17 protein-coding genes are annotated in these 22,707 nt (G+C 56.4%); 11 read left to right on the forward strand and 6 right to left on the reverse strand.

The window, feature by feature from the left end:
- Window positions 1-47 precede the first annotated feature (47 nt).
- On the forward strand, window positions 48-773 hold the full coding sequence (locus R70723_RS01245) for a hypothetical protein (protein ID WP_039869140.1): 726 nt from the start codon (window positions 48-50) through the stop codon (window positions 771-773).
- Window positions 774-1,079: 306 nt separating this feature from the next.
- Window positions 1,080-3,803 (forward strand): TrbL/VirB6 family protein, encoded by a 2,724-nt coding sequence (locus tag R70723_RS01250; protein ID WP_197071820.1) that lies wholly within the window; start codon window positions 1,080-1,082, stop codon window positions 3,801-3,803.
- Between the two features lie 97 nt (window positions 3,804-3,900).
- Here R70723_RS01250 and hflX read toward each other — a convergent pair whose 3' ends face one another.
- The gene (hflX, locus tag R70723_RS01255; protein WP_039869142.1) at window positions 3,901-5,169 is read right to left on the reverse strand and encodes a GTPase HflX; all 1,269 of its coding nucleotides are present in this window, start codon (window positions 5,167-5,169) and stop codon (window positions 3,901-3,903) included.
- 606 nt (window positions 5,170-5,775) lie between these two features.
- Between hflX and R70723_RS01260 the strand changes: the two genes are divergently transcribed.
- The gene (locus tag R70723_RS01260; RefSeq protein ID WP_039869143.1) at window positions 5,776-6,570 is read left to right on the forward strand and encodes a hypothetical protein; all 795 of its coding nucleotides are present in this window, start codon (window positions 5,776-5,778) and stop codon (window positions 6,568-6,570) included.
- Between the two features lie 125 nt (window positions 6,571-6,695).
- Here the strand turns inward: R70723_RS01260 and R70723_RS01265 are convergent, their stop codons facing one another.
- Together R70723_RS01265 and R70723_RS01270 are read right to left on the reverse strand one after the other, a co-directional pair.
- The gene (locus R70723_RS01265; RefSeq protein ID WP_039869144.1) at window positions 6,696-9,689 is read right to left on the reverse strand and encodes a DEAD/DEAH box helicase; all 2,994 of its coding nucleotides are present in this window, start codon (window positions 9,687-9,689) and stop codon (window positions 6,696-6,698) included.
- Window positions 9,686-11,317, reverse strand: coding sequence for an SWIM zinc finger family protein (locus R70723_RS01270; protein WP_039869145.1), 1,632 nt, complete (start codon window positions 11,315-11,317; stop codon window positions 9,686-9,688). Before R70723_RS01270 ends, R70723_RS01265 begins: the two co-directional genes overlap by 4 nt.
- A 233-nt stretch (window positions 11,318-11,550) precedes the next feature.
- On the opposite strand from R70723_RS01270, the gene R70723_RS01275 reads away from it, so the two are divergent.
- The 6 genes from R70723_RS01275 to R70723_RS01300 all read left to right on the forward strand — a co-directional run bounded on the left by R70723_RS01275 (window position 11,551) and on the right by R70723_RS01300 (window position 18,331).
- On the forward strand, window positions 11,551-13,884 hold the full coding sequence (locus R70723_RS01275; protein ID WP_039869147.1) for a helix-turn-helix domain-containing protein: 2,334 nt from the start codon (window positions 11,551-11,553) through the stop codon (window positions 13,882-13,884).
- Between the two features lie 216 nt (window positions 13,885-14,100).
- A complete protein-coding gene (locus R70723_RS01280; RefSeq protein WP_081957543.1) occupies window positions 14,101-15,036 on the forward strand; it encodes a tripartite tricarboxylate transporter substrate binding protein in 936 nt (311 codons plus the stop codon).
- Window positions 15,037-15,088: 52 nt separating this feature from the next.
- Window positions 15,089-16,093: a 2-keto-3-deoxygluconate transporter gene (gene kdgT, locus R70723_RS01285; RefSeq protein ID WP_039869149.1), complete on the forward strand. Its 1,005-nt coding sequence runs from the start codon at window positions 15,089-15,091 to the stop codon at window positions 16,091-16,093.
- Between the two features lie 175 nt (window positions 16,094-16,268).
- Complete coding sequence (locus R70723_RS01290; RefSeq protein ID WP_039869150.1) at window positions 16,269-16,856, forward strand: Ada metal-binding domain-containing protein; 588 nt, start codon at window positions 16,269-16,271, stop codon at window positions 16,854-16,856.
- Window positions 16,837-17,445, forward strand: a complete 609-nt coding sequence (locus R70723_RS34190) for a methylated-DNA--[protein]-cysteine S-methyltransferase (protein WP_081957129.1) — start codon at window positions 16,837-16,839, stop codon at window positions 17,443-17,445. Before R70723_RS01290 ends, R70723_RS34190 begins: the two co-directional genes overlap by 20 nt.
- Window positions 17,426-18,331 (forward strand): DNA-3-methyladenine glycosylase 2, encoded by a 906-nt coding sequence (locus R70723_RS01300; RefSeq protein ID WP_039869151.1) that lies wholly within the window; start codon window positions 17,426-17,428, stop codon window positions 18,329-18,331. The genes R70723_RS34190 and R70723_RS01300 overlap by 20 nt, the downstream gene beginning before the upstream one ends.
- A 28-nt stretch (window positions 18,332-18,359) precedes the next feature.
- On the opposite strand, the gene R70723_RS01305 is transcribed toward R70723_RS01300, so the two are convergent.
- The gene (locus R70723_RS01305; RefSeq protein WP_039869152.1) at window positions 18,360-19,286 is read right to left on the reverse strand and encodes a fibronectin type III domain-containing protein; all 927 of its coding nucleotides are present in this window, start codon (window positions 19,284-19,286) and stop codon (window positions 18,360-18,362) included.
- The gene (locus R70723_RS01310; protein ID WP_039869154.1) at window positions 19,243-19,836 is read right to left on the reverse strand and encodes an RNA polymerase sigma factor; all 594 of its coding nucleotides are present in this window, start codon (window positions 19,834-19,836) and stop codon (window positions 19,243-19,245) included. Before R70723_RS01310 ends, R70723_RS01305 begins: the two co-directional genes overlap by 44 nt.
- A gap of 206 nt (window positions 19,837-20,042) precedes the next feature.
- Here R70723_RS01310 and R70723_RS01315 point away from each other — a divergent pair, with 206 nt between their 5' ends.
- Window positions 20,043-21,050: an alpha/beta fold hydrolase gene (locus R70723_RS01315; protein ID WP_039869155.1), complete on the forward strand. Its 1,008-nt coding sequence runs from the start codon at window positions 20,043-20,045 to the stop codon at window positions 21,048-21,050.
- 58 nt (window positions 21,051-21,108) lie between these two features.
- Here the strand turns inward: R70723_RS01315 and R70723_RS01320 are convergent, their stop codons facing one another.
- Window positions 21,109-21,537, reverse strand: coding sequence for a VOC family protein (locus R70723_RS01320; RefSeq protein WP_039869157.1), 429 nt, complete (start codon window positions 21,535-21,537; stop codon window positions 21,109-21,111).
- A gap of 113 nt (window positions 21,538-21,650) precedes the next feature.
- Between R70723_RS01320 and R70723_RS01325 the strand changes: the two genes are divergently transcribed.
- The gene (locus tag R70723_RS01325) at window positions 21,651-22,652 is read left to right on the forward strand and encodes a helix-turn-helix transcriptional regulator (protein WP_039869159.1); all 1,002 of its coding nucleotides are present in this window, start codon (window positions 21,651-21,653) and stop codon (window positions 22,650-22,652) included.
- Window positions 22,653-22,707 lie beyond the last annotated feature (55 nt).

Here is a 22,707-nt window from a genome sequence, read left to right on the forward strand (position 1 = left end):
GTACAATAACCTATATTTTGTGAGGAAATCAGGAAGGGGCTGACAGAATGGGGTTTGGCTACAGCTCACCCGGAGGTTCGGATTTCGAACGGAAGATGCGGGCAGAAATAATAGCGGCGGCGAATTTAATGAGTGTGGGAGCGACGGATTTTTCCAATTTTAAAAATTCCCGCTGTAATCCTAAGTATTGGAACCGTACGGCAAGCGGCGGATTCGAGCTAAAACAGGGAGTGCGCCCTTCGGCGGCGGTTACTGATATTTTTGTGAATGGTCAGCTCTATGCATTTGAATGTGCAATGGCGATGGTGATGATTCTCTATAAAGCGACGATTGCCTCCATCGGGGCGGAAGCGTTTGACCGCTATTTTACGGATCTTTTCCTGTGGGACTGGAATTATGACAGCAATCTGCAGATGATTACCACCTTCAATAAGTTTGAGATGCAGCCGGGGGACGTGGTGTATTTCAAAAACCCTGACCATGACCCGGAGCTTCCGGAGTGGCAGGGGGAGAACGCTATTATGCTGGGCGGGGACCGCTACTACGGGCACGGGCTTGGCATCAAAAGTGCGGAAGAAATGATCGCTTCACTTAACCGGAAAAGGGTTCCAGGCAGCAGGACATCTGCCTATCTGACTGATGAGGCGCTGCATCCGAATTTCAATTATATCAGCGGACTTGCGGTGCGGGGCGGTAATCCGGCGGTGAAGGGCACCAGCGGGAAAAATGCTATTTTTTCGAGAATCGGTGTGCGCACTTATATTAATAAGTAGAAGGTTCCGGGGAGAAGCGTGCCCGGGAATCAGGAAGGCTATGGTTGAGAGATTAGGAAGACTGTTCTTGAGCTGCGTGCTGGAACGGTCTTTTTTGTTTGGTATCAGCCTGAATTACAGGGAGAGCAGCGTTAGAAGTCCACACCAAAAAAAACCGCCGGAATATTACTATATAAATCACTCAGCCGTCTGCCGGTTAAATCGTCCAAGCTGTGGATCAAGCAGAGGCGTGCAGCCGGGAGGGAAGGCTGAGGGTGGAGACATGGCTGGGATTCAAAATCTGAAGCTAAGGGAAGTGGTAATGAAATGAGCTTTTTATCAACGGGGCCGATCGAAAATAATCCGGTTGGCGGGGTGAGACCGACTCAGCAGGTAACGCTAAGAATTGATAACCGGAGTGATACCACCGCGTCCACAGTATCGATTCAGGGCTATTACATGAGCGGGGGAGCAAGAATTCTGTATGTCAGTGAAGCGCTCAACCTGGCAGCAAATCAGGTAATTACCGTAAATTATTTTGCTGATCTGGATGCGTTTGAGTTTGTTTTTGATACTTCAACGGTACCGCCTGCAATTGACCCGGTACAGATTTCGTTATGGGGAAAAAGCAGCACAGGCCAGCTGGTAACCGCGCACCGGCTTGTATCCGCAGAAATGCTCACAGAAACTGTGGGGATTACCGGCGCTACTGGCGCTACTGGGGCGACAGGTGCAGCGGGTGTAACGGGAGCGACTGGAGCAGGAGTGGCCGGGGCAACCGGAGCAACCGGAGCGACCGGGGTGACTGGGGCGACAGGTGCAGCGGGTGTAACGGGAGCGACTGGAGCAGGAGTGGCCGGGGCAACCGGAGCAACCGGAGCGACCGGGGTGACTGGGGCGACAGGTGCAGCGGGTGTAACGGGAGCGACTGGAGCAACGGGTGCTGGGGTGACCGGAGCGACTGGTGTAGCCGGGGGAACTGGAGCGACAGGAGCAACGGGTGTAACGGGTGCGACTGGAGCGACTGGTGCAGGAGTGACCGGAGCGACTGGTGAGGCTGGAGCAACCGGGGGAACTGGAGCGACAGGTGTAACGGGAGCGACAGGTGCAACGGGAGCAGGAGTGACCGGGGCGACTGGTGTGACCGGGGGAACCGGGGGAACTGGAGCGACAGGAGCAACGGGTGTAACGGGTGCGACTGGAGCGACTGGTGCAGGAGTGACCGGAGCGACTGGTGAGGCTGGAGCAACCGGGGGAACTGGAGCGACAGGTGTAACGGGTGTAACGGGTGCGACTGGAGCGACTGGTGCAGGAGTGACCGGTGCCACTGGTGAGGCTGGAGCAACCGGGGGAACTGGAGCGACAGGTGTAACGGGAGCGACAGGTGCAACGGGAGCAGGAGTGACCGGGGCGACTGGTGTGACCGGGGGAACCGGGGGAACTGGAGCGACAGGAGCAACGGGTGTTACAGGTGCAACGGGAGCCGGAGCAACCGGGGCGACAGGTGTAACTGGGGGAACCGGGGGAACTGGAGCGACAGGAGCAACGGGTGTTACAGGTGCAACGGGAGCCGGAGCAACCGGGGCGACAGGTGTAACTGGGGGAACTGGAGCAACCGGGGTGACTGGGGCGACAGGTGTAACTGGCGCAACAGGAGCGGGAGTGACAGGAGCGACTGGTGAGGCTGGAGCAACCGGGGTGACAGGAGCGACAGGAGCAACTGGTGTTACAGGTGCAACGGGAGCAGGAGTGACCGGGGCGACTGGTGTAACTGGAGCAACAGGTGTAACAGGTGCAACAGGAGCAGGAGTGACCGGGGCGACTGGTGAGGCTGGAGCAACCGGGGTAACTGGGGCGACTGGTGTAACAGGAGCGACTGGAGTAGGAGTAACCGGAGCGACAGGAGCAACGGGTGTAACGGGAGCAACAGGAGCAACAGGAGCAGGAGTGACCGGAGCAACTGGTGAGACTGGAGCAACCGGGGTGACTGGGGCGACTGGTGAGGCTGGAGCAACTGGGGTAACTGGGGCGACTGGTGTAACAGGAGCGACTGGAGTAGGAGTAACCGGAGTGACCGGAGCAACTGGTGAGACTGGAGCAACCGGTGTAACTGGGGCGACTGGTGTAACAGGAGCGACTGGAGTGGGAGTAACCGGAGCGACAGGAGCAACGGGTGTAACGGGAGCAACTGGAGCAGGAGTGACCGGAGCAACTGGTGAGGCTGGAGCAACCGGGGTAACTGGGGCGACAGGTGTAGCTGGTGTAACGGGTGCGACTGGAGCAGGAGTCACCGGAGCGACAGGAGCAGGAGTGACCGGAGCAACTGGTGAGACTGGAGCAACCGGTGTAACTGGGGCGACTGGTGTAACAGGAGCAACTGGCGTTGGGGTAACCGGAGCGACAGGTGAAACCGGGGCGGCCGGGGTGACTGGAGCGACGGGTGTAACGGGAGCAACAGGTGTAGGAGTAACCGGGGCAACAGGCGTTGGAGTGACCGGAGCAACGGGGGTAACCGGTGTAACCGGGGCGACAGGTTTAACTGGCGTAACCGGAGCAACGGGAGCCGGAGTCGCCACAGAAGGATTTTCAGCATTCCTGCCTACCTTAGCTACAGCTGCAAGCACCCAGCTTACGGGCTGGACGGTAACTACGCCTTATTATGACAGTGCTACTTTCAATGAGACTACCGGTAACTACACTGTTCCTGTAACCGGGCGTTATTCCTTTGAAGCGACCCTTAACTATGCAACTACTGCCGCTATTACAATCTCATTAGGTGCAGCAACGAACCCGGCCTTTGTCCTGCGGAGAACTTCACCGACGACTACCGACCTTGTAAGCGGACTGTTCCCGCTGCTTAACGTTAACGTTGCACTTATACTGACGCTTAGAACGATTTTAGGAAACGGAACCGTAACCCTGACAGGGGATTTCGAGCTCAATGCCGGCGATGTAATCGGGCTGTTCTATGTGGCTGACGGTTTGACGGTTCCGCTGAATCTTGGCGGCAGCACCTCGGGCAGTGTCTGGTCGATGGTTCGTCTCACTTAATTTCCTTACCTTGGCCCAGGTACACTGCGGGCAAAAAAGAAGCCGGTTCCCGGGGATAATCCCGGGCCGGCTCTTTTAAGCTTTTTACATGGAGAAATTAGTGTGACAGCTCCACAAAATCACCGCGGAACCGCTCATAATCAGCAGCTCTGCATTCCAGCCGCAGCCGTGTGCCCTGCTCCTCGTAGCTGACCTCCTGAACATGGGCGTGTTCGTTAAAATAAGAAACGATGCTGCCGCGGTCAAACGGAACAAGAATTTCACACTGGACATAATCGTTGAACACATGTGAACGAATCAGCCCTGTCAGCTCGGAAATTCCGCTGCTCTGCCTAGCCGATATTGTAATGGAGCCGCCTTCGACAGCCGGATAGGCACGGTCAGTCAGATCCGATTTATTGTAAGCATATACGGTAGGAATGCCGTCAGCACCCAGAGCCTTCAACGTATCGGAAGTTACTGTCATATGCTGCTCATGCTGCGGATCGGATGCATCTACGACATGAATCAGCAGGTCTGCTTCGGTTACTTCCTCCAGTGTAGAGCGGAACGCCTTAACGAGATGATGGGGCAGCTGGCTGACGAAGCCTACGGTATCTGTTAAGAGGAAGGTTTTGTGGTCCGGCAGCCTGATGCTGCGGACGGATGTCTCCAGTGTTGCGAACAGCATATTTTTGGCAAAAACCTGCTTATTTGAGCCCGGGTGATAAGTCTCAACCATTGCGTTCAGCAGACTGGACTTGCCTGCATTGGTGTAGCCGACAAGACAGACCACAGGCACTTCATTTTTATGCCGCTGCCTCCGCTGAATCTGGCGCCGTTCCACCTGACCCTGCAGCTCGGCCTGTAGTGCCGTGATCCGTTCCTCAATTCTTCTGCGGTCCAGCTCCAGCTTCGTTTCACCGGCACCTCTGTTCTTGAGGCCTGATCCGCCGCCCTGGCGGCCGAGTGATTCCCGCATCCCGTTCAGGCGGGGCAGCATATACTGCAGCTGAGCGACCTCGACCTGCAGCTGGGCTTCCTTTGTTTTGGCACGGTCGGCAAAGATATTTAGAATCAGAATCGTCCGGTCAATGACCTGGCGGTCCAGGGAGGACTCCAGGTTGCGGATCTGTGAAGGAGTCAGCTCATCATTAAAAATGATTAGGGTATCCTCATCCTCCACCATCATCGACAGCTCCTGGATTTTGCCGGTTCCCAGATAGTGAGAAGGGTTAATCCGGCTGGCCTTCTGGCTGAGCTCTCCGATAACGGTTATATTGCAGGCAGCCGCCAGATTGCGCAGTTCCTCCATAGAATAGGCGAAGTTCGTGTCATTTTGCAGCTGTACTCCAACAATAATCGCTTGCTGCCGAGTGGTTTCCATATAATAATCAACCTCCTGAAATTTGAAAAAAGTAAAGTATACGGGCTGACGGCGGGAGATTGCGGTCCGGGCAGACATAAAAAAGCACAGGCGTTATCTGCCTGTGCTTGCAATAGAGGTAACAGAATAGGCTGGAGGGAACATGCGGTGAACGCACGTTACCTTACAGCAGGCGTAATTCACAGCTGAGATGACCCCGTTCACCCGGACGTATGCCGGCGAAAACGGAATCCTGAAGCCTCATCAAAGATAAGGATTCATTGCTATGAACAATACGATTTCTAAAGGCGTGGCGGATATATACCGGAACACCGGTCCGCCGGTCAAGCTGCGGGTTGCCCTTAAAAATGGATAGACCTATCCTGAGACCTCTGCACATGGGCAGAACTTTAGCGCTATTCATGTCTGATTAGCCGCGCAAAGTACGAATCCGGATAAAATCTATCACATTCATTTGCAACCCTCCGTTCCTAAAAGTTGAGTTAATCTTAGCACATCCGTTATTTTCTGGCAAACCGGCTTCCTGTTCTAAGCAGAATCCAGAAACTTCTAAGCTAGTATGCATACTATATATGATGTGAGGTTACTTGGAGAGGAGGAGGCGAAATGCCTGTATTAACTTCAAATACACTGACGAGCAATGCTACACCTGATCTCGGCCCCATAAGCCAGGCTGTTGTCAAAGTCGTCAACAACGGAACGTCCAGAGCCGTAGTGTATCTGACCGGGCTGAATAATGATGTAAGTCCGGAGACATTGTTTGCCCAGGAGCTGTTTGAGCTGGACTATGAGGAGGTAATCAGCAGAACCTACAATATCGATCAGGACTTTTTCCAGTTCAATGTAGTGTATTCCCAGGAGAATCTGCGTGTTCAGATCTTTCTTGTCGACAGTGCCGGGACCTACTCCCCTGTTAAAATGCAGCAGCTGGCCGTAAGCCGGATTACCTCGGAGTTCCGTGACAATATCACCCTGACAGCAGATAATTTTGCGGCGATCAGCTTCCGCAGGAGCCCTTTGCTTACGATACCCGAAGCGGTGGCGGCTGAACTGCGGGCAGACAGTCTGGAGATTCTCGCATCCACACCGGTCCGTTATCAGGTGATCGCAGGCGGGACACTCAATGGCAGCTTTGTTAATTATCCGACACCGACAACGGCGCTTCCGCCGACTGAGACTGCGCTGCAGGTCAATTACACATGCACGGCAGTCACTGGAGGCCGGGTAATTACGCAGGGCCTCGGGTCTGGCATTGCCGGAGCGTATCAGAGTATTTCAGTAAATCTGTTGAGCCAGCTGCTGCTATATGATTTGCAGGAGGAGCCGATCACCCTTGTTATCAGCTCGCTTGCCGGTGAGGATAGCGTGGCTGCAACGTTTAGAATGTCTGAGCATTGGTGATAACGGCCTGATTTCATCTCTCATTTCCCGGGAAACTTTGTACATTTATACCCTGACAGAAGCTAAAAAGACGGAACCGTGACGGTCCGTCTTTTTAAATAACTAGTTTCACCTGCAATCAGGCATCAGCCGACCCATTCCCGCCGCAGTGTGAACAGATCCTTCAGCGCATCATTATTAAGCTCGGTTATCCAGTTCTCGGAGCCGGAGATAACATCATCGCTGAGCTGCTGCTTGCTCTCCAGCATCTCGTCAATCCGCTCCTCCAGTGTGCCGAGGGAGATGAATTTGTGCACCTGCACGTCCTTGGTCTGGCCCATCCGGTAGGCGCGGTCCGTGGCCTGGTTCTCAACGGCCGGATTCCACCAGCGGTCAAAGTGGAATACATGATTGGCCGCAGTCAGATTAAGGCCTACACCGCCTGCCTTAAGGGAGAGAATGAATACATTAGGCTGATCGGCCGAATGTGGAGCCCCCTCGGGAGGCACGGGGGTCTGAAACTGCTCAATCATGCGGTCGCGGGCCTGCTTGGAGGTGCTGCCGTTCAGGTAGAGCACGGGCTCCTTAAGCTCCTGCTGAAGCACGGCTTGAAGCATCTGGCCCATGCCGACATACTGGGTGAAGATCAGGCAGCGCTCATTTTCCTCGCGCAGCTCACGCACCATCGCCAGCAGCCGTTCCAGCTTGGCTGAACGCTCGATCAGGGAAGCGGCTCCGCTGCCTGGCTCAGGTAGTGCCTCCTTTGTCAGCAGTACAGGATGATCGCAGAGCTGCTTGAGGCTGGTCAGCGCTGCAAGGATGGCCCCCTTGCGCTCGATTCCCTCCAGCTTGTTCATCTTCTCAAGCAGACCGGTCACGTTCTGGTCGTACAGGGCAGCTTGCTCTGCTGTCAAGTTGACATAGGTTTTCATTTCATTTTTGTCCGGAAGATCCAGCTGGATGCTCGGGTCTTTCTTTTTGCGCCGCAGCATGAACGGCTTGACCAGCTTCTGGAGATCAGCCGTCCGCTCAGGATTCCGCTCCTTCTCAATGGCATTCGCGAACCGGTCCTGGAAGGACTTGGCGCTGCCCAGGTAACCTGGTGTGATAAAATCGTAGATCGACCACAGCTCGGACAGCCGGTTCTCAATCGGCGTACCCGTCAGGGCAATCCGGTGCAGTGCCGGGAAGCTGCGAACCGCAGAAGACTGCTTGGTCCCGGCGTTCTTAATGTTCTGCGCCTCATCCAGACAGACAGCCGCCCAGGTGAACTGCTGGAGCAGCTCCTGGTCAAGCGCAGCCGTAGCATATGAAGTCAAGACTACATCTACCTGGGAGGCTGCGCCGTAGAAATACCCGGCATTCAGCCGCCGGCTGCCGTAATGCAGCATGACGTTAAGAGAAGGGGCGAAGCGCTGCAGCTCCTTCTGCCAGTTGCCGAGCACGGAGGTCGGACAGATAATCAGCGCCGGCCAGCCCGGCGGATCGGTCTGGGGCACAGCGGCCTCCGGATCGGCGGCGAGCTCCTTCATATGCAGCAGATAGGAGATCAGCTGCACGGTTTTGCCGAGGCCCATGTCATCGGCCAGGACAGCCCCGAGCCCGAAGCGGCGCAGGAACGCCAGCCAGGCGAAGCCCTCGTGCTGGTAGCTGCGAAGCTCAGCCCGCAGCCCGGCGGGCACGGGCGGCCGCGGCCACTGGGACCGCTGGCCGAGCTGTCCGATCAGCTGAACCAGCTGCTCATTCAGCTCCACCTCCAGCCGGACGAGCGCCGCCTGCTGCTCGGCCTGCTCTGCTGCGGCTTCCGCGCCGTCGTCCTCTTCGCCGTTGCCCAGCAGGTGCAGCTGCAGCACATCCTGGAAGGACAGGCCGCGCGACTTGTCCATTCCGGCCATGGCCCGCTGAATCTGGGCCAGCAGGGCGGGGTCAAGCGGAATCCACTTGCCCCGGAACTGCACGAGCCGCTCGCCGCGCGCGATCAGCTCGGCGAACTCCGCCTCCGAGAGGTCGGCGTCGCCGATCGAGATGCGCCAGTCGAAGTCGACCAGCGCATCCAGCCCGAACAGCGACCTGCCGCCCCCGCGGCTGGCCTCGCCGGAGCTGATTCTGGCGCGCAGGCGAGGCTTCCGGCGGCTGGCGGCCTCCCACCACGCCGGCAGCAGCACCTGCCAGCCGGCCTCCAGCAGCAGCCGGCTGTCCTGGTTCAGGAACCGCCACGCGAGCTCGTCGCTCAGCGGTTCCCCCAGCACATCGTCCCCGTGGCCGATGTGCCCGCCGGGCAGGCTCTCGCGCAGCCGCGAGAGCCACCCGGACGCCCGCTCGCGGACATGGTCCGTCCACGATGCGGGCCACTGGCCGTGCGGCTCACCGTCCATGGTGAGCCGCAGCGGCACAAGCGCGGATTCGTCGCGCTTGTCCTGAAGCAGCAGCCGGAGACGCCAGTACGGCGACTCCTCATCCGGCTCGAGCAGCTGCAGCGCCGGCCGGAAGGGCGCGGTGTCGGCCTTCCAGCCGATGGACATCAGCCAGCTCTCCTGGTCCAGGCCCAGGGCGGCTGCACCGCCTGCACTGAACAGCAGCGGGAATTCGCTGCGCAGATCACCGGCCTCGGCCTCCGTGCCGTAATAGCGCTGAAAGACCGCCGCCGAGAAGGCGGCCCCAAGACCGGCCGCAAGACCCGGCCGTCCGGCCAGTCCCTGCAGCGCTGCGGCAAGGGCAGCATCTTCTTCGGCAAGCTGCTGCAGCGCCTGTCCGTCCCAGTGCCACTGGAGCTGGCCCTCGCGGTAAGCGGCGAAGTCGGGGACATATTGCTTCTCTGCCAGCAGTCCGGCAACGGCCGGGGCCAGCCCGGTCAGCAGGGCGGCATCGCCCTGCCAGCTCCAGCCGATATGCGTGAGCAGCCGCGGCTCAGCGAAGAACGGGACCACCTGCTCGGCAGGCAGTACGACCAGATCTACGCCGTCCGCATTCTGCAGGGTCAGCTCTGTTCCATAAAAGGATGGCTCATGCCAGGCGAACAGCATCTGCTTCAGCTGGACACCGGGGACGTATTCGTTCCTGCCGTCAACAGCGTAAATCAGGGCATCGCCGTAACGGGTCAAGGCGAGCTGGACCGTTATATTCTGTGTATGCTTGCTCATGGGATCAGCTTTCCTTTCCGCAGCTCTTCCAGCAGGGCGCGCAGCCGGCTGTTCCGGGAGGTGAAGTTTTCAAGAAATGCCTCCCAGCGTTCGTCGCGCTTCAGTTTTTTGTACAGCTTGGCCAGCCGCTTGATCAGCTTGACCGCAGATTTGTAGCTGTGCCGGTTCTTCTCCAGGACAAACCGCTCCACGGCCTGGTGATAGAAGGGCAGCAGCAGCTCCGGCGCATTCTTCTCCAGCGGCTGGAGGTCGGTGACACGGAAGTCCGCAGGGGTCTTGCCGGAGGCAAGCTGGTAATCCATCCATTCCTGATACCGGCCGTACTGCAGCAGCAGCTCCTGATAGATCTCCCGTGACAGGGGCAGCATGCCGGACAGAGTCTCCCACATGAGCGGCTCTGTCTCCGGGATATGCCGGACTGCGTCCATCCAGTGCCGGGCGTAATCGTTCAGGTTATAGAGCCGGCTGGTCAGCAGCGGACCGGTTTCGGCCAGCCAGGCTGCAAGGCGTGACCAGTGCCCGGCCTCGCTTAGCGGGGCAAGGAAGCCCAGCAGCTCGTCAGGGTGAATGCCGGGCCGCTCAGAGGCCTTATGGAGCAGCTCCCAGGCTGCCCGGTCATCGCCCAGCAGAAAGTACATCCGTCCTTCCGCCAGCTGCAGCGCCTGCCGGGAGTGCGGGGCCGTAAGCTCTCCCTCCGCCTGGCGCAGTGCCTCCAGCTCATCCGAGTAAAGAGCCGGTCCGTCTGCATTCGGGGAGAGCCAGCGTCTCCACAGCAGGTCATAGCAGGCCGAGAAATAAGGCTGCTCCCGCGAGCGGTCCCGCCCTTCCGCCAGCATCTGCCCGCGCAGATAGGAGGCGGTATCGAGCAGACGGGGCCATTCTGCGGGTTCTTCCCCGAGCGGCAGCGGCTGCTGCATCAGCCCGGTGATGTCCGTCTGCAGCTCAGAAACGGCAATGGCCGTATAGTAGCCGAGCGAATAGCCCAGGCCGGCATTGGCCGCTCCGGGCAGTGCCGGCTGCAGCAGCTTGCCCAGGACAAAAAGCTGGGCATGCAGCCTGAACAGCCTGCCGGCAACAGGGGACAGCGGCGGCCCGGCCTCTTGAATCGCGTTCAGCGCCCGGCTCACATACTGGGGATTGCGCACCGTGTGATCCAGCGGGCCTGCAAGCAGCTGCATATACTCGTGCCACTGGGCTACGGTGGCTTCCGGAATCAGCCCGCTGAGCTTCTTCAGCAGGGCGATGCGGTTTCCGTTATCTGCCGGATTAGCGGCGGCAGCGGCTTTGGGAAGGCTTGCTGTCGCCTTGGCATTCGCAAGGAGGGCCACTGACCTCCCCTGGGCATGTGCATAATGCATCAGCACCGCAGCCATATGCTTGCAGGGTCCGGCTACCGGACAATCGCAATAGCTGCCTGAGAAATGATCGAGACTGATATAGACATGATAGGCTTCTCTGCCCTCCACCAGTGCCCGCATCTTCCGGGGCTCGCTGATCGAGAACGTCTGAACCCGGTTCTGTTTGAAATATTGAAACCCCCGCTTCAGGGTCAAATCATCGAAATAATAGGCCGTATCTGTAATGAGCTTGTCCCATTCGGCCTGGTCCAGCACATAGTTTGGCTGCATCGCAAGAAGTCTCCTGTAGGTAAAAAGTTTTGTTCAAAAAATAACAAAAGATCGGTTCCCTTCATTATACCATCTATATAAGTTTTGCCTGTTATCTTTCACTTTCGTGACAATTTTAAATAAAATTTTTGAAAAGCCTGTCCGGTATGACATGCCCCACATTGCTGCAGGATCATCCATGCTACTCTAAGGGTCTGAAACTCAAGGGAACTGCGGAAGGATGAAGCTGCAACATGCTGCGATTTAAATTGAAGTACCTGTTGAATAACAAACAGAACCGGCTGATTCTGTTTCTGACCATAAGCGTCTCGCTTTGCATTACGCTGATCGGCCTCTTTTCCTACAGGGAGTACCGGCAGGCGCTCGATACAGAGCTGAACACGCCCAATGTTGAGCTGCTGCAGATTAACCTGGATGTGACGAACCGGGCGTTCCGGGAGGCGGACAACAAGGCGGTCGACCTCTCCTTTAATCCGGCCGTGCTGGCGTTCCTGTCTGCGGATGCGGACCATGCGCAAGAAGCGGCGGCCCAGCCGCAGAATGTGCTTAAGGCGCTGGTGTCCGAGCCGGACATCCAGAGTATCAGCGTCGTCAGCTTCCGCGGCCGGTCTGTCATTTCAAGCCGGTACGGCTACAGGGCCGCCTGGGAGGAAGCGCCGGAGCATGAATGGAGCGGTTGGCTGGAGGAGATCAAAGAGAAGCCGCTGCTGATCAAAAGAAGGCTCTACAACAGTGCCGCCGGCGCCGGCACCAGTCCCGGCAGCACGGAGCTGCTCTCGCTGGCCCGTCCGGTAGTCCAGAACGGGGACGTAACCGGGGCGGTGCTGATCGACCTGGATTACGATAAGCTTTTCTCCAAAATGTACACCCATTTATCCAGCCACCAGTTTGTATACAACCTGGAGGGAGAGCTGATCTATCCGAAGCTCAATTTGCCTTTTCCGCTGGAGGAAATGAAGGAAGTGCTGAGTGTGATCGATGTAAGCCCGTTTGCCCATGTGAGGATGGACGGACAGGCCTATATGGCTAACCAGGCTTTTTCCAATGTCACCGGCTGGCGTCTGGTTTCACTGGTACCCATGGAGCAGCTGCTGAAGAATGTAACGACCGCCCGCAATATGATGCTGATGCTGTCGCTGATTTCGATAGCGGTCGGCTGCTCGGCAATCTATTATTATAACTTTGCCGCCTTCCGGCCGCTGAAACGGATCAACCAGCTGCTCAGCCCGGAGCAGCAAAAAGGGGCCGGGCACGGCAATCTCTACGATCTGGAGCCTGTCATCGGCAAGCTGGTCGGTGATTTCCGGAGCAAATCGCTGGTTGCCGACTGGAGTCTGCCGGAGCTGCGCGCCAAATTCTTAAGTGATCTGATCGCCCGGAATATGGGGAATCAGGAGACGCAGACGAAGTGGGAGCATTATTTTGCCGGCTGGCAGCAGGGGCCGTTTGAGGTGCTGATTATTTCCATCGACCGTCATTCGGAGTGGGGGGCGGCTTATACTGAGGAAGACCAGCAGCTGCTCAAATATGCAATGAACAATATGGTATCTGAATTTTTCGGGCCCTCCTGGCGGGCAGTTACAGCCTCTCCGCGCAAGGACAGTCTGGTTCTGCTGCTGCAGTCTGCAGAGGGGGAGGGCCCGCGCAATCTGAACGAGGATGCTGTAAGGCTGGGTGGTGTTGTATCGGAGGTGCTGGGTATTTCAGTATCTGTGGGGATTGGTACGGAGGCGCAGCTGATCGGACAGGCGGCCCGCTCCTATGCCGAGGCAGAGGCCGCGCTGTCCTACCGTCTGTATGAGGGGTATGGACGGGTTCATCTGTATTCCGGCCTGGAGAACAGGCAGGATGAGGGCGGCGGGGCGGCCGATGATGTCTGGAAGCAGGAGGTACTGCATGCCCTCAAAAGCTCGGACGCTGCTACTGGTCACCAGTGGGTGCACAGATGGGCCGCAGACCTGCGTAAGAAGAGGCTTCAGCCGCAAAAAATAGTCCGGGTACTGGACGATCTGCTGGAGGAGATTATCAATATTGCCGCCGCCAGAGGCTATACCCTGCCCGCCGAGCTGGCTGACTATACGCCGCACCAGGTGTCTACACTGGATCTGGCCGATATTGAAGGGCTGCTGTGCAGCATTATCAGCCAGATGGCAAGTGCGCTGGAGGTACACCGGCAGTCCAAGGAATATTTGCTTGCACAGAATCTGATTCAGTATATGGAGGACAATCTGCAGCATAACATCGGTCTGCAGGATATCGCCGCCCATGTCAATCTTGGAGTATCTTCAGTCAGTACCATCTTCAAGGAAGAAACCGGAACCACCCTGTATGACTATCTGACTAACCTGAGAATTGAAAAAGCCTGCGGGCTGCTGGAGAGCAGCACCCTGAAGGTGGCAGAGATCGCCCAGCTTGTCGGCTACCAGAATGAGAACAGCTTTATCCGGGTCTTCCGCAAAAGTAAATCGCTTACTCCGGGCAAGTTCCGGGAGAACAGCAAATCTTCCAGACAGTATGCAGATCTGCCAAAACCGCATGGTTCCGGGATTTCTGACGATTCAGAATAAGATAATACGATTGCTGCTTACCCTCTGAATGCTTTAAAGTTCTATTTGAGAAAACTTTCACAGCCTCGTGAGACGATGCTGATGCTCAAAGGATCCAGGGGGTGGAGCACTGTAAACAGACTATAGAAAGAGGGATAACCTTTGAAATGGACGTCGAAGATTGCGATAGGATCAGCAGCTGTTCTGATAGCTGCGCTGCTCTTCATTGGAGCCCGGATGTCCGGGTATCCGAACGGAGGAGGTTCTGGTGCCGGTGCCGGCTTTCCGGCCAAGCCGGTTACGCTGATCGTACCTTATGCTGCCGGCGGAGGAACAGATACGACCGCACGGGCTCTGGCCAAAGCTGCCGAGAAGGTGCTGGGCCAGCCGGTTATTGTACTGAACCGGACGGGCGGAGGCGGTTCTGTCGGGCTGATGGAGGGTGCGAATGCTAAGGCTGACGGGTATACGGTCACTTTTTTACCTGCGGAGCTGACGATTCTGCCGCATCTGGGACTGCTGCCGATTACTTATGAGAGGTTCAAACCGATTGCCCAGACGAATTTTGATCCTTCCGCCATTACCGTAAGAGCCGGAGCGCCATGGCAAACCGTAAATGAATTTCTCGACTTTGCGAAAGCGCATCCAGGGGAAGTGAAGATGGGGAATGCCGGAACGGGGAGTATATGGCATTTGGCTGCCGTAACATTGGAACGGGAAACAGGTGTGAAGTTTGCCCATATTCCTTTTGAAGGTGCGGGACCCGCTGTGTCTGCGCTGATGGACGGCTTTGTCGATGCGGTGCCGGTAAGTCCTGCCGAGGTGAAGAAGGCTGTGGATGAAGGGAAGCTGCGGACACTGGCGGTTAATGCCGATAAGCGCTCAGAGGCGCTGCCTGATGTGCCCACGCTGGAGGAGCAGACCGGAATTCATGTGAACTTCACCAGTACGTGGAGAGGGCTTGCTGTACCGAAGGATACGCCGGATGCCGTAGCGGAGCTGCTGGCAGAGGCCTTTATTAAAGGAACAGAAGACCGCAGCTTCCGTGAAGCTATGACCACGAATGGTCTTGGACTGCTGGTGAAGGACGATAAGGCGTTCATGCGCCAGCTCAAGGAAAGCGATGATTTATTCTCACGGATGATTCCGGAGCTCGGGCTGAGCCGTAAGTGACTTGAAAGCGCGCTCAGACCGCAATACAGAATGAAGGGTATGATTAAAGATTATGAAAATTAAAAAGACACTTGATAGAATTCCCGGCGGCATGATGCTGGTACCGCTGTTCCTGGGGGCGATTATCCATACGGCCTTCCCGAACGCAGGCGAATACTTCGGCGGCTTCACCAAAGGGCTTATGACCGGTACTGTGCCAATCCTTGCTGTATGGTTCTTCTGTATGGGTGCGGCAATCGATGTGCGGGCAACCGGCACGGTACTGCGCAAATCGGGAACGCTGGTATTGACCAAAATAGCCGTAGCCTGGGTTGTGGCTATCATTGCCATCCAGTTCCTGCCTGAAGGCGGCGTCAAAAACGGCTTCTTCGCCGGCCTGTCCGTGCTTGCCATCATCTCGGCGATGGATATGACCAACGGCGGCCTGTATGCCTCCATTATGCAGCAGTATGGCACCAAGGAGGAATCCGGTGCATTCGTGCTGATGTCGCTGGAATCCGGCCCGCTTGTAACGATGCTGATTCTCGGCAGTACCGGTGTAGCTGTATTTGAACCGCATGTATTCGTAGGCGCTGTGCTGCCGTTCCTGGTCGGCTTCCTGCTGGGTAACCTTGACCACGACCTGCGTGCTTATTTCGGAAAAGCGACCCAGACCCTCATTCCGTTCTTCGGCTTCGCGCTGGGCAGCTCGATTGACCTCGGTGTCATCCTGGATACAGGCTTGCTCGGTATTCTGCTTGGTCTTGCTGTTATTGTGATTACAGGAATTCCGCTGATCTTTGCCGATAAGTATATCGGCGGCGGCAACGGGACTGCCGGTCTAGCCGCATCCAGTACTGCCGGAGCAGCTGTAGCGAATCCTATGCTGGTGGCTAACCTCAAGCCGGAATTCCTGCCTGCGGCAGAGACCGCAACAGCGCTTGTAGCCGCATCCGTTATTGTGACCTCCATTCTGGTTCCAATTATAACGGCCTACTATTCCGATTATATGAAGAAGAAGAAACCGCCGGTGTCAGAGGGGCCGTCTGATGTTGGAACACCGAAAGCTGCTATTTAAATAATTCTTATAACAACGTAAATAAAATATTTATAAAATGATATTAACCCTCCGTGAGCGATGAATTCAGCCATGGAGGGTTCTTTGTGCACTGTCGTAATCTTGCTCTCCTGTTCCGGAAATCTGCATAAGCCGGGGGTGATCGTTTATACTGGCGGTATGAGGTGATGTGATTATGGAGCAGGCATTGTTTGAGCGTATTTATGCTTCAGTAGTGAACCGGGAGCCGACCTATGACGGCGTTTATTATACGGCTGTGCTGACGACCCGTATCGTCTGCCGCCCGTCCTGCCGGGCCAGAACGCCCAAGGCGGAGAATGTGGAGTTCTACACATCGCTGGAAAAAGCGGTCCGGGCGGGCTTCCGCCCGTGCAAGCGGTGCCGGCCCGAGGACGGCGGCGCACTCCGCCCGGATGCGGTGCTCGCCGCCCGGGCAGATGCCGTTATGGAGGCCCGGCTGGGCGAGAAGCTGACACTGGCGAAGCTGGCTGAGGAGCTTACGGTCAGCCCGTTCCACCTGCAGCGGACATACAAGCGGGTGAACGGCTGCTCGCCGGCCGCGCGGCTGGACCATCTGCGGTCAGACAAAGCGTGTGAGCTGCTGGCCCATACGGATGCGCCTATCGCTGAGATCGGCAGGGCAGCGGGCTTTCCGGGCGCATCGCATTTTGCCGCCTGGTTCACGCGCAGGAACAGCCTTTCACCAACAGAGTACCGTAATCAATCTAAGGGAGGGACTGCCGATGAGCAGGAACGCGAATAAAGCGGGAACGTCCGGGAACCGGAAGAATGCTGCTACGCAGCCTGTGGTAATCTATCATCACACCGTGAGTCTCGGGGGCAGAGCATGGACACTATGGGCGAGCGCCAAGGGACTTATCCGTGTATCGTATGAACAGGATCAGGGACAGCTTCCGGCAGGCTGGCTGAATCTCCATGCCCCGTCTGCCCGGCTGGAGGAGAATGCAGATGTTTTTGCGGAGATGGGCGTTATCAGTCTGCTTGAGCGCTATTTCGCGGGCGAAGCTGTCAGCTTCGGCAGTCTGCCGCTTGATCTGTGGGGAACTGCCTTTCAGCAGGAGGTCTGGAAAGGGCTGCTGCAGATTCCTCACGGGAGTCTGGCTACCTATAGGGAGCTGGCTGTACAGATCGGCCGCCCGCTTGCGGTTCGTGCAGTCGGTGCCGCTAACGGGCAGAATCCGGTTCCGGTTATTGTGCCATGCCACCGGGTCATCGGGGCGAATGGCACACTGACCGGCTACCGGGGCGGGCTGAAGCTGAAGCAGGAGCTGCTGGCGCTGGAAGGAATTACACATGTGGGGGCGAAGGGTCATGAACGATTTGCTTTTTGAGCTGCCGCTGCCGGACTGCTTTGACTTGAGTGCCTGTCTGGCCTATATGCACCGGTCGCCGCTGGAATGCCTGTTCCGCCCGGACGATACAGGGGTTAACCGGCTGTTTATTGTAGGGGGAGAGAAGCTTCTGGTCCGGCTGACAACGGCGGAGGAACAGCCTCGGCGTCTGCAGGTTACACTGCTGAGCGGGGCTGTTCCGGGAGCGGAGGCCAAAGCCTGGCTGGTCCGCTATATTGTGGAGTGGTTCGATCTGGACCGCGATCTGGCCCCGTTCTATGAGCTTGCGGGACGGGACCCGCTGCTGCAGCCGTTGACTGTCAGCGAGCGGGGCCTGCGGATCATCGGCATCCCGGATCTGTTCGAGGCCTTGTGCTGGGCCATTCTGGGCCAGCAGGTTAACCTGGCGTTCGCGTACAGGCTCAAGCAGCGGCTCACTGCCGAATACGGGAGCTCATTAGAATACGAAGGACATACGTATTATCATTTTCCCGCTCCTGAGGTTTTCCTGACGGTGACCCAGGAAGAGCTCTGCAGCCTGCAGCTGACCCGGAACAAAGCGCGGACTTTGCTGGAGGTCGCTGCCCTTATCGCCGCAGGCGGGCTTAGCCGGGAGGAGCTGCTGGCGCTGCCTTCTCCGGAGGAGGCGGAGGCACGGCTGCTTAAGCTCCGGGGTATCGGCCCCTGGACCTCGCAATATGTGCGGATGCGCTGCCTGCGCGATACAACTGCCTATCCGGTAGGCGATGTAGGGCTGCAAAACGTGGTCAAATTCCTGACCGGCATGGACCGCAAGCCTACAGCGGCAGAGCTGCTGGAGCTGGCGCTGCCTTGGAGGGGCTGGGAAGCCTACGCCACCTTTTATTTGTGGCGGGCGCTTTATTGACCGGGTCTGCCGCTAACACGGCAGACCTTTATTTCAGCAGCGGCTCTGCAAGCCCGACCATCTCTTCTTTGCTGAAATACTGTCCGCTCATCTCGTCTATCTGATACAGCAGGAAGCCCTCCTGCCCTGGAGTTTCAACCGACCAGGTCAGATTATTACCGCCTTTATATCGGGTATAGATTAGCTCTACACCGCCGGCAGTCAGCTTCTCGGCAGTAAAATCAACACTATCATCTACATACATGGTGGAAGGATTGGCAGTTTTGCTGATACGTACACTAACCTCCTGGTCTCCCTTCCGGTAGGACGCGGTCAGCGTGAGCAGCTTGTCTGACAGCCCGACTGGAAGCAGGGCATAACCCTTGCCGGACTGCTCTGCCTGCTTGCGCAGCTGGTCCGTTACAGCTGCTGCTTCTTCAGGAGAAGGCGTAAGCGGCTCATATCTGGCGGAGGCACTGTGGAAGGTGTAGCCGTCCGGAAGCTGCCGGGCAAGGCCGAGCTCCTGTCCGGCCAGCTTGGCCTGCAGTACAGACCAGTCACTGTAGACCACAGGCTTGGACCGCGTATCGGTTAACCCGTCCGGGTTGTGTGCAGTGACATAAAAAATGGCTGCCGTACCGTCCTGAAGCAGCTGCTCCCCGAGCTCTCTGGTGTAATCCAGCCGCTGAACCGTTTCCTCCTGCTGAAGAGGGAATTCTGCGACTGGCTTAACCTGATAGGTCAGCTCTCCGTCCTTATTCTTCAGGCTCTGGTAGTGTACAGCGGCAAAGCCGGAGGATGCCGTCAGCAGCAGCCCCGCCATAACCAGCACTCCCACTTTATACTTCATGAAGAACCTCTGCCTTGTCTGCTTGGTTGCGTACAGCCGGTTCATGACCCTGCTGGACACATCCATTTCTGCTGGTGCTGCTTTAAGAAGGATTTCTTTCAATTCCTTGTCGTTGTAAACCGGCATAGCGGTCCTCTCCCTTCGCATTCGCATAGTATTTGCGGAACTTCTCTGCTGCGCGCTCGTACTTTTTCCGCAGCCGGGCGCTGTTCTGCTGCAGAATCAGGCTGATATCCTGGTAGCTCATCTCCTCAACAGAACGCAGGATAAGCAGGTTGCGTTCCTCTGCCGACAGCTTGGCCATAGCGCGCTGCACCTTTTCGTCCAGATATTTCGCTTCAATCTGCTGGTCTACCGGCCTGTGCTGCGTCTCATCCTGATAAAACAGCCTGAGCGCCTTGCCCAGCTTCCGTTTGCGGAGCACATCAATGCACTGGTTGTAGGCGATTTTGTACAGCCAGGCTCCAAACGGCACTTCGGGGCTGTACTTGTCCAGGGAGCGGTAGGCTTTGAAAAAAACCTCCTGCGCGCTGTCCTCAGCCTCCGTATAAGACCCGAGCATGTGGCAGCAGTAGAGGGCAATCGGCTTCTGGTAAGCAAGCACGATGCTTTCAAATTTTCCGGTATCCCCGGCCAGCACCTCATCAACCGTCCGCTGCAGCTCTGTATTTTCCAAGGCTGTTCACCTCCTTTCAATCTGTACAACGGAGCAGGCGGCGGGAATGTGACATTTTTACTGAAAAAGCTGATTGGATTGGTCTATACCGCAGATGGCAGGGTACTGTGATTAGTTTAAACCAGATTTAAACTTCCCCAGCTCCGGATTTTAACCTGAGCCTTATACAATGAGGAAAAGAATCAGGATAAGGAGCAAAGGATGCAATGAAAACGAGAAAAAGGGTTGGGTGGATGAGGCTCATCAGGAACATCATACTATCTGCTGGCGCAATTCTGCTGCTGGTAATGTCGTTTAACGGATTGATGACCCGGTATGAGCACAAAAAGTACCCGGCATGGGGCAGGTATGTTGAAGTGAAGGGTAAGACCATGCATGTGTACACTAAAGGGACGAAGGGCAATACCATTGTAATGTTACCCGGACTGGGGACGGCTGCACCTGTGCTTGATTTTGAGCCTTTGATTAACGAGCTGTCCATGGACAATAAAGTTGTAGTTGCTGAACCCTTCGGATATGGCTGGAGCGATTTTACCGATGAAGAGCGGACGGTGGACAATATAGTGGAGGAGCTGCGCAGCGCATTGCGGCAAGCGGGCATCGAGGGGCCGTATACCCTGCTGTCCCACTCGGTGTCCGGTATTTACAGCATGTACTATGCCACTAAATATCCGGAGGAAGTTGAAGCGGTTGCCGGGATCGATGTTACCCTGCCTCAGGCAGTGGAGTATTTCGGGGAATCTGTCCCGCGTATGCCAGGATATATGAGTCTGATTGCACCCGGTGGTCTGGCAAGAATCGCTGCGTATATCCTTCCGTCAGAGATCGTCCCGATTGCAGAAAGCGGCACTTATTCCGCCAAGAATCTAAAGCTGACCCAAATACTCACGGCCTGGAAGGCTTACAACAGCAATGTAGTCAATGAAGCCAATGAAATTGAACATAATATCCGTGTCACGCAGGAGATGGCTTATCCGCCCGATCTGCCTGTGATCATCTTTGCGGCAGAAGCAGATAGAAGCAAGATAAAGGCGGACGGCAAGTCCAATATCACCTTCTATGAATCACAGCTGAGGAATGTACATCACCATAAGCTGATTGCTTTGAAGGGGCATCATTATCTTCACTGGATGCACTATAAGAGAATTTCTGATGAGGTAAATACGTTTCTAAGAGATTCTCTGGAGCACACTGGTTCATTGAGCGACAAGTAAACCTAAAAAAGACGGTCTTACTCCCCGGGGAGGTAAGAGCCGTCTTTTCTGTCTTTGTTCACCCCTGCCGCTTGGTAAAAATCTGAAAAGTAACGCCGAACCTGTCGGTCACCATACCGTAAGCAGGACTGAAATAAGCCGGGCCCAATTCAATGTCCACCTGTCCGCCTTCCTTCAGTACGTTATACAGCTGCCCGGATGTATCCGCGTCACTTGTGGAAATACAGAGATTCAGCCCGTTGCCGGTCTGTCTCGTCTGCCCCGGCTCTAGATCGGCTACGAACATTGTGGTGTCACCGATGCGCAGTACAGAGTGGGCGATACGCGCCTTATCTTCATCGGATAGGGGGGCATTTTCTTGATCGGTTGGACCTTCCCCAACAGTCTGTATAAAAAGCAGCTTCGCACCAAGACTCTCCTGATAAAATGTAATGGCTTCACGTGCTGTTCCTTCCAGCATTATAAACGGATTTACTTCTATATTCATATTTAATCGCTCCTCCGGCGGTAGATTTGCCCGTCCATCCGGGCTATGCTCTTATTGTAGGGTATAATAGTGACAACTATTGTCATGAATAAAAAAGAAATGGAGCTTCTGCCATGTCTAAATCCAAACGGCTGCTCGACCTGATGATGACAGTCAACCGCAAGCGGAAATTTACCGTCAGAGAGCTGGCTGATGAGTTCGGCGTGTCCACCCGGACGATTCTCAGGGATCTGCAGGAGTTAGGCGAGCTTGGAGTGCCGCTGTATTCAGAGGTAGGGCCGCACGGGGGCTATCAGGTGCTGAACGAACGGATATTGCCGCCGATTGCTTTTACTGAGGAGGAGGCTGTGGCGATCTTTTTTGCCAGTCATGCCCTGCGCCACTATGAATATCTGCCCTTCAAGGAGGAGTCCGTTTCTGCATTGCACAAATTTTATCATTATATGCCCGGGGATGTGCGGGACCGGATCGATGATATGAAGAACAGGATTGATTTTGTGATTCCCGCGCGGGAAGCCGAATTTCCCTTCCTCTCGGTGCTGCTGGAGGCAGCCATAGGACAGAAGGTGCTGCTTATCGGCTATGAATCCACAGGGGAGCGCAGCCTGCGCCCGGTTCAGCCGGTCGGTATTTATGCGAGCAACGGGCTGTGGTATTGTCCGGCCTATTGCTTTGTGCGCCGCGGTATCCGGTTATTCCGCTGTGACCGGATCGATGCTGTAGAGGAAGACAGCTCAGGGCTCACACCGCTTGATCTGCGCCGGGTACACCTGGAGAACAGGCATCAATTCGTAGCGGAGGAACAACCGGCAGAGCGGGCGGAAGGAATGGAGCCAGCGCAGGAGGCGGGAGAGCGCCGAGGCCGGGTCCGGCTGCACGTGGAGCTGACAGGCAGGGGAGTGCAGGCCTGCGAAGGTGAAATATGGTCATCCTATCTGCTGCAGGTAAAGCCTGACGGCACCGGCCGGCTGGAGGGGGAGGTTTCAGAGCGTGATTTAGGCTACTTCGCCAGATTTCTCACCGGCATCGGCCATGAGGCAACCATCCGTGAGCCGGCCGGGCTGATAATGGAGCTGAGGCGCTTGCTTCAGGAGCTGCTGGAAAAATACAGCTGAGCGCTTATCAGCACCAGGCCGGGAGGCTGTCTTCTGAATGCTTGTAACGCTTGTG

This window comes from Paenibacillus sp. FSL R7-0273, assembly GCF_000758625.1.
Classification (GTDB): domain Bacteria; phylum Bacillota; class Bacilli; order Paenibacillales; family Paenibacillaceae; genus Paenibacillus_AQ.

Bases quoted from the DNA above. Each gene is read 5' to 3' on its own strand.
- kdgT (WP_039869149.1), top strand. From the start codon at position 15,089: ATGAAAATTAAAAAGACACTTGATAGAATTCCCGGCGGCATGATGCTG.
- R70723_RS01250 (WP_197071820.1), top strand. From the start codon at position 1,080: ATGAGCTTTTTATCAACGGGGCCGATCGAAAATAATCCGGTTGGCGGG.
- R70723_RS01265 (WP_039869144.1), bottom strand. From the start codon at position 9,689: ATGAGCAAGCATACACAGAATATAACGGTCCAGCTCGCCTTGACCCGT.
- R70723_RS01305 (WP_039869152.1), bottom strand. From the start codon at position 19,286: ATGCCGGTTTACAACGACAAGGAATTGAAAGAAATCCTTCTTAAAGCA.
- R70723_RS01275 (WP_039869147.1), top strand. From the start codon at position 11,551: ATGCTGCGATTTAAATTGAAGTACCTGTTGAATAACAAACAGAACCGG.
- R70723_RS01270 (WP_039869145.1), bottom strand. From the start codon at position 11,317: ATGCAGCCAAACTATGTGCTGGACCAGGCCGAATGGGACAAGCTCATT.
- R70723_RS01245 (WP_039869140.1), top strand. From the start codon at position 48: ATGGGGTTTGGCTACAGCTCACCCGGAGGTTCGGATTTCGAACGGAAG.
- R70723_RS01300 (WP_039869151.1), top strand. From the start codon at position 17,426: ATGAACGATTTGCTTTTTGAGCTGCCGCTGCCGGACTGCTTTGACTTG.
- hflX (WP_039869142.1), bottom strand. From the start codon at position 5,169: ATGGAAACCACTCGGCAGCAAGCGATTATTGTTGGAGTACAGCTGCAA.
- R70723_RS01260 (WP_039869143.1), top strand. From the start codon at position 5,776: ATGCCTGTATTAACTTCAAATACACTGACGAGCAATGCTACACCTGAT.
- R70723_RS01325 (WP_039869159.1), top strand. From the start codon at position 21,651: ATGTCTAAATCCAAACGGCTGCTCGACCTGATGATGACAGTCAACCGC.
- R70723_RS01315 (WP_039869155.1), top strand. From the start codon at position 20,043: ATGAAAACGAGAAAAAGGGTTGGGTGGATGAGGCTCATCAGGAACATC.
- R70723_RS01280 (WP_081957543.1), top strand. From the start codon at position 14,101: ATGTCCGGGTATCCGAACGGAGGAGGTTCTGGTGCCGGTGCCGGCTTT.
- R70723_RS34190 (WP_081957129.1), top strand. From the start codon at position 16,837: ATGAGCAGGAACGCGAATAAAGCGGGAACGTCCGGGAACCGGAAGAAT.
- R70723_RS01290 (WP_039869150.1), top strand. From the start codon at position 16,269: ATGGAGCAGGCATTGTTTGAGCGTATTTATGCTTCAGTAGTGAACCGG.
- R70723_RS01320 (WP_039869157.1), bottom strand. From the start codon at position 21,537: ATGAATATAGAAGTAAATCCGTTTATAATGCTGGAAGGAACAGCACGT.